Genomic DNA, 13,105 nt, shown 5'->3' on the forward strand with positions numbered 1-13,105 from the left:
AGTTTTAGGGCTTTAAGTATTTAAAGTGTTGGCCCCAACTTATTTAACTCCTATCTCCAGGCATTAGTCAGCCAGAATTGTTGGAGACGAAACTATGCTGCTCTCTCACGTTCCGCCAGTTGCCGCGTCACTCATCGCCACTACCGAAAATATTTTACATATCGCGCCTACGTCGAGCCGTTGGAAGGCTGATGCACCCAGCAACGTAGTGTTTTTCCCCCCGAACTCAACCAAGCAAGCGCTGCTGCTACAGATCGGGCTCGTGCGCCCATCAACGATCATTATTGGAGATCAGGTTATCGATGGGGAGGTCATTGACCTATGGCGTTTAAGCCACCCATTTGGAGATCTCTGTCTGATTCGCCGAGGCACAAGTCTGGATAAGGTGCGGTTGGATTTATGCGAGTCAAACGGCATTCGAGTGGTCAACACTCCTGGGGTCAACGCGCCGCACGTTGCGGCTTATATCGCGCACTGGCTGACACTTGCCGATGGCTCTACACCCCAAGACATCTGTGTCCTGGGTTACGGAAATGTGGGGAAAGAGCTGGTCAAGTTGTTACTTGATCGAGATCCGCATGTTCGGATCAAAGTGTTGAGTCCACGCAACCAGGCGTGTCCAGATAGCCGAGTCTCATTTGTGTCGGACTGGTCCGAGGCACTGCAAGGGGCCCGTTCTATCGCCATTTGTTTATCCCTGAATGATGAGTCTGCGCATCGCATTGATCGGGCCCTGATTCAATGTATGCACAGGCAGGCGCGTCTGATCTGCGTCGCCAAACCAGATGTGTTCAGCGACGATGCGTTGCAATCCCTTTCACTGGCTGACGACGTCCAACTTGTCTTGGATTACGGGCCAGCGACATTGGAGGCGTTTCGGATACGTACACAAGCGCTCGGTTGCAGTGTCGCCACCTGGCGCAGACCGGCGACGCTGACTGCACAGGCGGCAACCACCGAAGCCTGCCATTGCGACCTTGATTATGCCGTCGCTGTTCAATTGAGCTTGGTGGCCCTGCGTGGCCTTGTCAGGCGCAAACTTGCACGCTCACTGACGATCCCCCCACTGCATGCACATGCCGATGCGCCCCGTGTATCAATCATCGGCAGAGGGATCAACGGCCTGCTCCAGGCCGTGATGTTTCGCTTGGCGAATTATCAGGTAACAGTCTATGGAGGCAATCGGGACAGTGATGGTGCCAGCCATAAGCGTATGAATATGCGCCATCTTTCATCAACTGAGACGACTGCAAAGCCGCCACATAACGACTATTTACTTCCAGGAAATCAGTATCTGGCCATTGAGTGCAACCGCGCCGGCATTGAGTTGTTTGAAAAATTTCTGGCTGACAACCCATCACTGGAGCAATTTGCGCGAGCGCGGGTTGTGCGCGCTTATACGGAGACAACCAGTGAAGTAGATGCCGCAATACGCGAGCAACGCGAGATCGAAAGCAGACCGTGGCCTAGTGGCAAACCTGGAGGTGAGCTCAGAGAAATCAGCCCACAACAACTCCACGCGCTTTGTGGCATCCATGGAGTGGGTAGGGCTATTGAAGTATCAGGCTACGATGTGGAATTTGTTCACCTAATGGATGAGATTGAGGTGCTGTTGCAGTGCTCTGGGGTTCAGTTCCAGCCTCAGCATCTGAGCCGTGTCCAAATTGCTGAGCTGAGCAAAGAACATTTCGTCGTCAGTGCCATGGGCGTAGAGGAGCCAGAGGTTATCGCGATCATCGGCTGGTTTTTCAAGCTGCCTGCTGTGGGTAATGAAGGCGCTGAAATGCGGGGGCTCAAGCTTCAATACGATCTGCCAATTGGTGTCATGAATTGCCGCTTGGACGGGCACTGCATTCTCGTCTCCGGTGGACAGGTCCCGCCCGATTCGACGCCGGAGCACAAAGAGCAGATCCTGGCAGCCTGTCTGGCCGCTGTTTCTCTTCACTTTCCAATGTCTTATTGCAGTGCAATCGAAAGTGGCGACTTGCATATTGTCGAATGTGCCAGGCCCGGCACCTCAGATGGACTTTCGATCGTTTATTGGGCCGCCCATCATCAAATCGCCGCCGGAGGCACCTATGCCGGAGGCACAACCCAAGGATTGGTATGGGCCTCCCTGGTCCAGGAAATCATCCAGGCAAACCAAAACCTGTCAGTTGGACGATAAAAAAACGGGCGCGACATCCGACGTCGCGCCCGCTGAAGAAACCGCTCTTGATTCTGTGAGGCGTCAAACCACCCGAGTCGCCATCGCCTCCGGCCGCCGGGACAACAAACTGACCAGCACAAAACTCACCAGCCCAACCGCCAGGCTGTAGTAAATCGGCGTGTTCGCATCCAGCCCATCCTTGAACATGAACACCAGCGCCGTCACAAAGCCCAGCGTCATGGACGTAATCGCCCCCGACGTGGTCGCGCGCTTCCAGAAGATCGCGCCAATCAACGGGATCAACATCCCGCCGACCAAAAGGTTATAGGCCAGGGTCAGCGCGCTGATTACATCGCTGACCACCAGCGCGATACCCAGCACGGCGATACCGGTCAGCATCGTGAACAGGCGGTTGATGTTGAGGCTCGACTGCTTACCACCACGCAAACGCGGCAGCAGGTCCTCGGTCAGTACGGTGGAGGCGGCCAGCAAGCCGGCGCTGGCCGTCGACATCATCGCCGCCAGTGCTGCCGCGATCACCAGCCCACGGATGCCGTCCGGCAGCGACAGTTTGACGATGGCCGCAAACGCGTTGTTGACGTTGTCCAGGTCCGGAATCAGTACATGGGCCGCCATGCCGATCAGCGCACAGGCCAGGCCGTAAAGGATGCAGTAGAAACCGGCGAAGGTGCCCGCGTACTTGGCGACCTTTTCGTCACGGGCGGTGAACACCCGCTGCCAGATGTCCTGGCCGATCAGGATGCCGAAGAAGTAGATCATGAAGTAGGTAATGATCGTGTCCCAGCCGATCGCGGTGAAGCTGAAGCTCGACGCCGGCAGCTTGGCTACCAGTTCATCCCAGCCGCCTACGCGGTACAGGCAGATCGGCAGCAGGATAAACATCAGGCCGACGGTCTTGATCACGAACTGCACGATGTCTGTGAGGGTCAGCGACCACATGCCGCCGATGGTCGAGTACACCACCACCACGCCGCCGCCTAGCAGTACCGAGATCCAGAACGGCAGGCCGAACAGCACTTGCAGCACGGTGCCGATGGCCAGGATCGAAGTTACGCCGATCATCAGCGCGTAGGCCAGCATGATCACCGCACTCGCTTGGCGAGCCATGGGGTTGTAGCGTTTTTCCAGCACCTGGGTGACGGTGAAGATCTTCAGTTTGAGCAGCGGCTTGGCCAGGAACAGGTTCAGCGCGATGATTCCCATGCCCAGCGCGGCGCACAGCCAGAAGCCGGAGATGCCATGCACATAACCCAGGCGCACGGTGCCGACGGTGGACGCTCCGCCCAATACCGTCGCGGCCATGGTGCCCATGTACAGCGACGGGCCCAGGTTGCGCCCGGCCACCAGGTAGTCTTCGTGGGTCTTGGCGCGGCGCATGCCGTAATAGCCGAGCACGAGCATGCCGGCGGCGTAGATGAGTACGACGAATAAATCCAAAGCCATGACGGCGAGTCTCCGATTATCTTTTTTATGAGGTCAGGCGGCGTGTTGCATCGCCGGTTTAGCGAGCGAATCCATGCTCTTGCTGCGTGGATCAGTCGGTCCATAAACAGAGACCGGCTCCGGGAACACACGCAACAACGTCAGGTACACCACTGACGCCAACCCCAGCGTTACCGGCAGGCTGATATCGATGCCATCGGCCAAATTGCCCAGCGGCCCGACAAACTGCCCCGGCAGGTTGACGAAGCACAGGCCCACCAACGCGCTCGGAATCCAGGCCCCCAGCCCGCGCCAGTTCCAGCCATGGCTGAACCAGTAGCGCCCGCCGGTTTCACCGCGGGTGAACACTTGCAGGTCATCCGGGCAGTAGAAGCCGCGGCGCACGATCAGGCCGATGATCATCATCACCATCCACGGCGTGGTGCAGGTGATGATCAGCACGGCGAAGGTCGACACGCTCTGCACCAGGTTGGCGGCGAAACGTCCGATAAAGATGAAGGCAATCGACATCACCCCAATCAGCAGCGTGGCCTTGACCCGCGACAGCAGGCGCGGGAATACGCTGGACATGTCCAGCCCCGTGCCATAAAGCGAGGTCGTGCCGGTGGACATGCCGCCGATCACCGCGATCAGGCACACCGGCAGGAAGAACCAGGTGGGTGCCACCGCCAGCAGGCCACCGACATAGTTGTTGGCTGCGATGTAATCCGGTGCCTTGATCGCCACGATGGTCGCGGTGGCGAGGCCAAACAGGAACGGGATCAAAGTAGCGATTTGCGCCAGGACCACTGCCAGCATGATGCGCATTTTCGGCGTCTCACGGGGGATGTAGCGTGACCAGTCTCCGAGGAACGCGCCGAAGGAAATCGGGTTGCTCATGGCTACCAGCGCAGCGCCGATAAACGCGGCCCAGAAGCCGGTCTGGCCCATGGCGACGCTGCCTGAGAAGTGGCTGTCAAAGGCTGGCGCGAACGCGAAGATCCCCAGCAAAAACAGCAGGCTCGCCGCCCACACCGCAATTCGGTTGACCCACAGCATGAAGCGAAAGCCGTAGATGCACACCGTGAGGACAAGCAGGGCGAACAGGCCGTAGGCCAGGCCCAGGGTCAGGTCGGTTTCCGGCAGGCCAATCAGGCGTTTCGCACCTCCGACCAGCGCATCGCCTGAACTCCACACCGACAGTGAGAAGAAGGCAATTGCCGTCAGCAATGACAGAAACGAACCGACGATCCGCCCGTGCACCCCAAAGTGCGCACCTGAAGACACCGCGTTGTTAGTGCCATTGATCGGCCCGAACAAGCCCATAGGCGCCAGGATCAGAGCACCCAGCAGCACGCCCAGCACAATGGCCCAGACACCGGCCTGGAATGACAAGCCAAACAGCACTGGGAACGAGCCCAGCACGGCAGTGGCGAAGGTATTGGCACCGCCGAAGATCAGACGGAACAGATCCTTGGGGTTGGCGGTACGTTCTTGGTCCGGGATCTGTTCGACCCCGTTGGTTTCAATCTTGCGAATACTGTTTTCGTTGTTTTTATTATTCATGATCAGCTCCGATCACATTGGCTAAGGGGGCGGCAGCCCTTCCGGCACAGCGGACAAATGTTCGTGACAGGCCAGCCACAGGCCTTGTTTTTGTTGTGTGCGTAGCCCTTGCCGTTTGAAGACAATGGTCTCGCGTTCCTGGCTGAAAAATTGCTCCCCGTTCATGCGCAACTCGGTGGCCACGTCATGAATAAATATCGCCACATCCTCACCTTGCAGGCTGACAGACGGGTTGCTCGACGTGCAGGACAGCACCTCGAAGCCCTCGTCCGCGCGCCAGCTGTCCCACAACGCCTGGTAGGCATCGCGGCTGAGCAGCGGTTGGGGGAGGGTGTAGAACACAAAGCTGGCATCGGCCGTGAACGCACCGAAGTAGGCGGCGCGGTCATTGCGGGCGAAGGCCGTCACCAGGTTGGCGGCGGCTTGCAGCACCTCGTGCGTGCTCATCAGCGATGCGCCACGCCGGGCAGTACGCAGAGCATCTCGTACAGCAGGTTGGCGCCGAGCAGCGAGGTGTTGCCGGTGGTGTCGTAGGGCGGCGAAACTTCTACCAGATCACAACCAACCAGGTCGAGGCCCTGGCAACCACGGATGATCTCAATGGCCTGGATAGTGGTCAGCCCGCCGATTTCCGGAGTGCCTGTGCCGGGGGCCCAGGCGGGATCGATGCCGTCGATGTCGAAGCTCAGGTACACCGGGCCGCCGCCAACTTTCTCCCGCACTTCGGCCATCAACGGCGCGAGGGAGTGGTGCCAGCATTCTTCCGCCTGGACCACGCGAAAGCCCTGTTTGCGGCTCCAGTTGAAGTCTTCCGCGGTGTAGCCCTGGGCGCGCAGGCCTATCTGCACCACGCGGTCGCAATCGAGCAGGCCTTCTTCCACGGCGCGGCGGAAGGTGGTGCCGTGGGCGATTTTCTCGCCGAACATATGGTCGTTGACGTCGGCGTGGGCATCGATGTGCACCAGCCCGACCTTGCCGTGTTTCTTGTGGATCGCCCGCAGGATCGGCAGGGTGATGGTGTGGTCACCGCCCAGCGTCATGGGGATCACATCGTGTTCTAGGATCTCGTCGTAGGCTTCTTCGATGATGCGCACGGCGTCGAGCAGGTTGAAGGTGTTGATCGCCACGTCGCCGATGTCAGCCACGGAAAGCGAGTCGAACGGTGCTGCGCCGGTGGCCATGTTGTACGGGCGGATCATCACTGATTCGGCGCGGATTTCACGCGGCCCGAAGCGGGTGCCGGCACGCAGCGAGGTGCCGATGTCCAAGGGCACGCCGACAAAAGCAGCGTCCAGGCCTTTGGCCGATTGCAGGTGGGGAAGACGCATCATGGTGGCGATGCCGGCGAAGCGCGGCATTTCGTTGCCGCCCAGTGGTTGGTGGAAGATCTTGTCCACGGGATTGCCTCATCGTTGTTTTGTTTATTAGGGGCCGATTCTGCGAAATGCGAAGGAAGGGAAGAATCGGCAGAGGCAAATACTTAGTTCAGGTTTTTCTAAACTAATGCACGCGAGTAAACTGCTCCGGTCCTTACCCGGAGCCGACCATGGCCAACGCCTTGCCCGACCTCAAACTCCTGCGCATCTTCGTCAGCGTCGTGCGCCACCAGGGGTTCGCCAACGCCCAGCACGAACTCAACCTGTCCACGTCGGCCATCAGCACCTATATGAGCCAGTTGGAAAGCGCGTTGGGCCTGGTGCTGTGCCATCGCGGGCGCGGCGGCTTCAGCCTCACCAGCAAGGGCGAGTTGTTTCACCAGGAAACCTTGCGCCTACTCGGTGAACTGGAAGGCTTCGAGCAGTACGCCGCCGCGCTCAAAGGGGAGTTGCGCGGCACCCTCAAGCTTGGCGTGCTCGATTCCACCGTCAGCGACAAGGCCCTGCCGTTCGCCGAAGTGATCGGCGCCTACAGCCTGGAACATCCGGCGGTGCATCTGCATCTCTCGGTGATGAGCCCGTACGAATTGCAATTGGGTGTGCAGGACAACCGCCTCGACCTGGCCATCGGCGCCTTCTCCAACCGTATGAGCGGGCTGATCTACATGCCGCTTTATCGCGAGCAGCATTGGCTGTATTGCAGCACGCGGCATCCTTTATTCAATGAGCGACGCATTCCCGAACAAGTGATCACCCAGCAACGCATGGTCGGACGCGGCTACTGGAGCCAGGCGGAACTCGCGCGCCACGGCTTCAAGCACAGCGCCGCCACGGTGGAAAGTATGGAGGCGCAGCTGATCCTGGTGCTGTCCGGCGCCTATATTGGTTACCTGCCGGAGCATTACGCCCAGGCCTGGGCCGACAAGGGTGACCTGCGCGTATTGCTGCCAGCCACCTTTGGCTATCAAGCGCCATTTTCGATGATCATGCGCCGGGGCCGCAGCCGTGAGCCGCTGATCCAGACCTTCCGCGATTTGCTCAAAGCCCAGCTCAATCAGGCCTGAAGAACCATGTCCAGACCCCAATGCTCCCGTTGCCTCAGGCCCACTGCCCATTGCTTGTGCGCGCTGATCCCCAACCTCGATAGCCGCACCCGCGTATTGCTGTTGCAGCACCCGAGCGAGGTCAACCATGCGCTCAATACCGCGCGGTTGGCGGCGCTGGGATTGAACAATGCGCAGTTGGTGGTGGGCGAGGTCTTTGATGACTTGCAGGCCCTGTTGAACCCGCCCGGCTACCAGGCGAGGCTGTTGTTTCCTGCTGACGATGCCCAGCCGCTGCAAGCCTACGCGCCAGGGGCTCAGCCGCTGTTGCTGGTGGTGCCTGACGGCACTTGGCGCAAGGCGCGCAAGCTCTTGCACCTCAATCCCTTGCTGGCGGCGTTGCCTCGGGTGACGCTGGCTGAGGCCGCCGTGTCCCGCTATCGACTGCGCAAGGCGCCCGGGCCAGGGGCGTTGTCGACGGTGGAGGCGATTGTGCAGGCGCTGCAAGTGCTGGAGGCGCCGGTGTCGTTTGAACCGTTGCTCAAGCCGTTTGATGCATTGATCGAAGGGCAGATTGCAGCGATGGGTGAGGAGGTCTTTCGGAGAAATCATGGCGATGGGCATTTGGGCTAGGTGGGGTATCGAGGCGCGGCCATCGGGAGCAAGCCCGCTCCCACATTCGACCGAGTTCCAGCATGAGAATGCGGTCCAGTGTAGGAGGGGGCTTGCTCCCGATGGGGTCCCCAAGCTCACCCTCTTTTCCGCTTATTCCTTTAAGCCATAAGCACCACACTTTGCGTGATATGGCCCGCCGGCCTTTCCCGGTATGATGTGCGCCCCGCAGTCTGGATTGCGAATACGCCATGACCTTGCAGTACCCTACAATCGCCGATTGCGTCGGCAACACGCCCCTGGTCCGCTTGCAACGCATGGCGGGTGAAACCAGCAATACCCTTTTGCTCAAGCTCGAAGGCAACAACCCGGCCGGCTCGGTAAAAGACCGCCCGGCGCTGTCGATGATCACCCGCGCCGAGCTGCGTGGGCAGATCAAGCCCGGTGACACCCTGATCGAAGCCACCTCCGGTAACACCGGGATCGCCCTGGCCATGGCCGCCGCGATCAAGGGTTACAAGATGGTGCTGATCATGCCCGACAACGGCAGCGCCGAGCGCAAGGCGGCGATGACCGCCTATGGCGCCGAGTTGGTGCTGGTCACCCAGGAAGAAGGCATGGAAGGCGCCCGCGACCTCGCTGAGCGCATGGCCGCCGAAGGCCGTGGCCAGGTGCTGGACCAGTTCGCCAATGGGGACAACCCCGAAGCGCACTACACCACCACCGGTCCGGAAATCTGGCGTCAGACCCAGGGCACCATCACCCATTTCGTCAGCTCCATGGGTACCACCGGCACCATCATGGGCAACTCGCGCTACCTCAAGGAGCAGAATCCGGCGATCCAGATCGTCGGCCTGCAACCGATGGAAGGCGCGGCCATCCCAGGCATTCGTCGCTGGCCCGAAGAGTACTTGCCGAAGATCTACAACGCGGCCCGCGTGGATCGCATCATCGACATGGCCCAGCGCGAAGCCGAAGACACCACCCGCCGACTGGCCCGTGAAGAAGGCATCTTCTGCGGCGTGTCGTCCGGCGGTGCCGTGGCGGGTATGTTGCGCTTGTCCAAGGAAGTGGAAAACGCGGTGATCGTCGCGATCATCTGTGACCGAGGCGACCGTTACTTGTCGACCGGCATTTTCGACGAACCCAACTGATGGCCAAGCACGAGAGAGGCCTGCGCTTCCAACCGACGGGCGGCAGCCGGGCCCCACAGATTCCAGTGGGCAAGAAACAACGCCTGACCATTGAGCGCCTGGCCAACGATGGCCGTGGCATCGTCTTTTTTGAAGGCCGCACCTGGTTCGTCAATGGCGCGCTGGCCGGCGAAGAAGTCGAAGCGCGGGTGTTGGGTACCCACGGCAAAGTGGTCGAGGCCCGCACCGAGCGGGTGTTCAAGGCCAGTGAACTGCGCCGTCCTGCACCGTGCGCGCACTTCGGCCGCTGTGGCGGTTGCAGCGTGCAGCACTTGCCCCACAACGAACAACTCGCCCTGAAACAGCGCATGCTCGCCGAGCAACTGTCCCGCGTGGCCGGGGTCGAACCGCAAGAGTGGGCCGCACCGTTGAGCTGCCCGGAGTTCGGTTACCGGCGCCGTGCCCGCGTGGCGGTGCGTTGGGATGCCAAGGCAAAAAAACTCGACGTGGGTTTCCGCGCTGTTGCCAGCCAGGACATCGTCGCCATCGATGATTGCCCGGTGCTGGTACAGGCCTTGCAGCCGATCATGCAGCGCTTGCCCAACATGCTCCGTCGTCTGAGCAAACCTCAGGCACTGGGCCATGTTGAGTTGTTCAGTGGCTCGTCCGTCGCCGTCTTGTTGCGGCATATGGCGCCGTTGTCGGAGGCGGACCTGCTGATCCTGAAAGAATTTTGTAGCTTCCATGAAGCCCAGTTGTGGCTGCATGGCGAAGGCCAGCCGGAACCCTTTGAGGCCGATCAGTCACTAGGTTTCCGATTGGACGCATGGGACTTGGAGTTGGCGTACCGGCCGGGGGATTTTGTCCAGGTCAACGCCGGGGTCAATGAGGCGATGGTTGCCCAGGCCCTGGACTGGCTGGCGCCGCAACCTGATGAACGGGTGTTGGACCTATTTTGCGGCTTGGGCAATTTTGCCCTGCCACTGGCCAAACAGGTGCGTGAAGTGGTGGCAGTGGAAGGGGTGCAGACCATGGTGGACCGGGCTGCACAGAACGCCATCAGCAACAATTTGCATAATGCGCAGTTTTTTCAGGCCGATTTGTCCCAGCCTTTGACTGACGCGGATTGGGCCAAACAGGGCTTTTCTGCGGTACTCTTGGATCCACCCCGCGATGGTGCCCAAGAGGTTGTGCGCAAGCTCGCCACCCTGGGGGCCAAGCGCCTGGTGTATGTGTCCTGCAACCCGGCGACGCTGGCGCGGGACACGGTTGAGTTGGTCAAGCAAGGCTACCGGCTAAAACGGGCCGGGATCCTCGACATGTTTCCGCAGACGGCGCATGTCGAGGCGATGGCGTTATTTGAAGCGGGCTAGGATGCCCGTTTAATCCGACTGGCCTGCATTCTCCAAGGCCGTGAACTGCCAGGGAGTTTGCAGCAAAAGGTCGGCATGATTTTTGGCGCATCCAAGGTGCGTCGTAGGGAAGGTAAGCAAGATGGTACAGGTGAGAGCACACCAGCCGATCAACACCGACGGCAGTATCAACCTGGAGGCATGGCTGGATCATGCCATCAGTGTCGACCCGGCACTGGACCGTGAAGCCTTGAAAGCAGCCTGCGAGTTCGCTCGCGAGTCTGAGCAGCAAGACAATGCGGCCAAGAACCTGTGGGCTGAAGGCACTTCCAGCTTTCGCACCGGGTTGGAAATCGCCGAGATTCTTGCCGATCTCAAGTTGGACCAGGATTCGCTGATCGCCGCCGTGCTCTATCGCGGCGTGCGTGAAGGGCACATCCAGTTGCCTACGGTCAGCCAGCGTTTCGGCGCAGTGGTGGCCAAGCTGATTGACGGCGTCCTGCGCATGGCGGCCATCAGCGCGAGCCTCAGTCCGCGCCAGTCCATGGTGCTGGGCACCCAGGGCCAAGTCGAGAACCTGCGCAAGATGCTGGTCGCTATGGTCGACGACGTACGCGTCGCCCTGATCAAGCTGGCCGAACGCACCTGCGCGATCCGTGCGGTAAAAACCGCCGACGACGAAAAGCGCAACCGCGTTGCCCGCGAAGTCTTCGACATCTACGCCCCCCTGGCTCACCGCCTGGGCATCGGCCATATCAAATGGGAGTTGGAGGACTTGTCCTTCCGCTACCTGGAACCCGATCAATACAAACAGATTGCCACGCTGCTGCATGAGCGGCGGCTCGATCGCGAGCGGTTTATCAGCGACGTGATGGGCCAGTTGCGCTCCGAGTTGCAGGCCACCGGGGTCGACGCCGACATCAGCGGCCGTGCCAAGCACATCTATTCCATCTGGCGCAAAATGCAGCGCAAGGGCTTGGCCTTCAGCCAGATCTACGACGTGCGTGCGGTGCGCGTGCTGGTGCCGGAAATGCGCGACTGTTACACCGCGCTGGGCATCGTTCATACGCTGTGGCGTCACATTCCCAAGGAGTTTGACGACTACATCGCCAACCCCAAGGAAAACGGCTATCGCTCTCTGCACACCGCCGTGATTGGCCCCGAAGGCAAGGTACTGGAAGTGCAGATCCGCACCCACGCCATGCACGAAGAGGCTGAGCTGGGCGTGTGCGCGCACTGGCGCTACAAGGGCACCGACGTTAAGGCCGGGTCCAACCAGTACGAAGAGAAAATCTCCTGGCTGCGCCAAGTGCTGGAATGGCATGAAGAGCTCGGCGACATCGGCGGCCTGGCCGAACAACTGCGTGTGGATATCGAACCGGATCGGGTCTACATCTTCACCCCCGACGGCCACGCCATCGACCTGCCCAAGGGCTCGACGCCGCTGGACTTCGCCTACCGCGTTCACACCGAGATCGGCCACAACTGCCGGGGCGCCAAGATCAACGGGCGCATCGTACCGCTCAACTACAGCCTGCAGACCGGTGAGCAGGTCGAAATCATCACCAGCAAACACGGCACGCCGAGCCGCGACTGGCTGAACCCGAACCTGGGCTACATCACCACGTCGCGGGCGCGGGCGAAGATCGTCCACTGGTTCAAATTGCAAGCGCGCGACCAAAACGTCGCCGCCGGCAAGACCCTGCTTGAGCGCGAACTGGCTCGCCTGGGCCTGCCGCAGGTGGACTTCGACAAGCTGGCCGAAAAGGCCAACATGAAGATCGCCGAAGACATGTTCGCCGCCCTGGGTGCCGGCGATCTGCGCCTGGCGCAACTGGTCAATCTGGCCCAGCAGTTGGTCGAGCCGGAACGCGGCAACGAACAACTTGAGCTGATCCCCCGTAAAGCCACCGGCTATAAGCCTGGCAAGCGCGGTGATATCCAGATCCAGGGCGTGGGCAACCTGCTGACGCAAATCGCCGGCTGCTGCCAGCCGCTGCCGGGGGATGCGATCGTCGGTTACATCACCCAGGGCCGTGGCGTGAGCATTCACCGCCAGGACTGCGCCTCGGTGCTGCAACTGGGTGGGCGCGAGCCGGAGCGGATTATCCAGGTCAGCTGGGGCCCGGTGCCGGTGCTCACCTACCCGGTGGACATCATCATCCGTGCCTACGACCGTTCCGGCCTGCTGCGTGACGTCTCGCAAGTGTTGCTCAATGAGCGCATCAACGTGCTGGCGGTCAACACCCGCTCGAATAAAGAGGACAACACTGCATTGATGTCCTTGACCATCGAGATCCCGGGGTTGGACGCATTGGGCCGGTTGCTGGGGCGGATTTCCCAGTTGCCGAACATCATAGAGACACGGCGTAACCGCACACCATGATTCGCGGAATGAATGCAGGCTAAATGTGGGAGGGGGCTTGCTCCC

At 60.4% G+C, this 13,105-nt stretch carries 10 protein-coding genes; 6 read left to right on the top strand and 4 right to left on the bottom strand.

The window, feature by feature from the left end:
* Positions 1 to 94 precede the first annotated feature (94 nt).
* On the top strand, positions 95 to 2,167 hold the full coding sequence (locus BW43_RS11620; protein WP_032887754.1) for an FAD-dependent oxidoreductase: 2,073 nt from the start codon (positions 95 to 97) through the stop codon (positions 2,165 to 2,167).
* 63 nt (positions 2,168 to 2,230) lie between these two features.
* Here BW43_RS11620 and BW43_RS11615 read toward each other — a convergent pair whose 3' ends face one another.
* The 4 genes from BW43_RS11615 to speB are packed head-to-tail and all read right to left on the bottom strand — an operon-like array spanning position 2,231 to position 6,555.
* Positions 2,231 to 3,613, bottom strand: a complete 1,383-nt coding sequence (locus tag BW43_RS11615) for a sodium:solute symporter (protein WP_032887756.1) — start codon at positions 3,611 to 3,613, stop codon at positions 2,231 to 2,233.
* A 33-nt stretch (positions 3,614 to 3,646) separates the two neighbouring features.
* Positions 3,647 to 5,158 carry a cytosine permease gene (locus tag BW43_RS11610; protein WP_032887758.1) on the bottom strand — a complete coding sequence of 504 codons (1,512 nt, stop codon included), beginning with the start codon at positions 5,156 to 5,158 and terminating at the stop codon, positions 3,647 to 3,649.
* 21 nt (positions 5,159 to 5,179) lie between these two features.
* A complete protein-coding gene (locus BW43_RS11605) occupies positions 5,180 to 5,605 on the bottom strand; it encodes a nuclear transport factor 2 family protein (protein ID WP_032887760.1) in 426 nt (141 codons plus the stop codon).
* A complete protein-coding gene (speB, locus tag BW43_RS11600; RefSeq protein WP_032887762.1) occupies positions 5,605 to 6,555 on the bottom strand; it encodes an agmatinase in 951 nt (316 codons plus the stop codon). The genes BW43_RS11605 and speB overlap by 1 nt, the downstream gene beginning before the upstream one ends.
* Positions 6,556 to 6,704: 149 nt before the next feature.
* Here speB and BW43_RS11595 point away from each other — a divergent pair, with 149 nt between their 5' ends.
* The 5 genes from BW43_RS11595 to relA all read left to right on the top strand — a co-directional run bounded on the left by BW43_RS11595 (position 6,705) and on the right by relA (position 13,060).
* Entirely contained in the window at positions 6,705 to 7,598 is an 894-nt protein-coding gene (locus BW43_RS11595) for a LysR family transcriptional regulator (protein ID WP_017134867.1), read from the top strand.
* Between the two features lie 6 nt (positions 7,599 to 7,604).
* Positions 7,605 to 8,210 (top strand): tRNA-uridine aminocarboxypropyltransferase, encoded by a 606-nt coding sequence (locus tag BW43_RS11590; RefSeq protein WP_032887764.1) that lies wholly within the window; start codon positions 7,605 to 7,607, stop codon positions 8,208 to 8,210.
* A 230-nt stretch (positions 8,211 to 8,440) separates the two neighbouring features.
* Positions 8,441 to 9,343, top strand: a complete 903-nt coding sequence (gene cysM, locus BW43_RS11585; RefSeq protein WP_032887766.1) for a cysteine synthase CysM — start codon at positions 8,441 to 8,443, stop codon at positions 9,341 to 9,343.
* Positions 9,343 to 10,695, top strand: a complete 1,353-nt coding sequence (rlmD, locus tag BW43_RS11580; RefSeq protein ID WP_032887768.1) for a 23S rRNA (uracil(1939)-C(5))-methyltransferase RlmD — start codon at positions 9,343 to 9,345, stop codon at positions 10,693 to 10,695. Before cysM ends, rlmD begins: the two co-directional genes overlap by 1 nt.
* 121 nt (positions 10,696 to 10,816) lie before the next feature.
* Positions 10,817 to 13,060, top strand: a complete 2,244-nt coding sequence (gene relA / locus BW43_RS11575; RefSeq protein WP_032887770.1) for a GTP diphosphokinase — start codon at positions 10,817 to 10,819, stop codon at positions 13,058 to 13,060.
* The last annotated feature ends 45 nt before the right edge of the window (positions 13,061 to 13,105 follow it).

The organism is Pseudomonas sp. RIT357 (assembly GCF_000632245.1).
GTDB classification, from domain to species: domain Bacteria; phylum Pseudomonadota; class Gammaproteobacteria; order Pseudomonadales; family Pseudomonadaceae; genus Aquipseudomonas; species Aquipseudomonas sivasensis.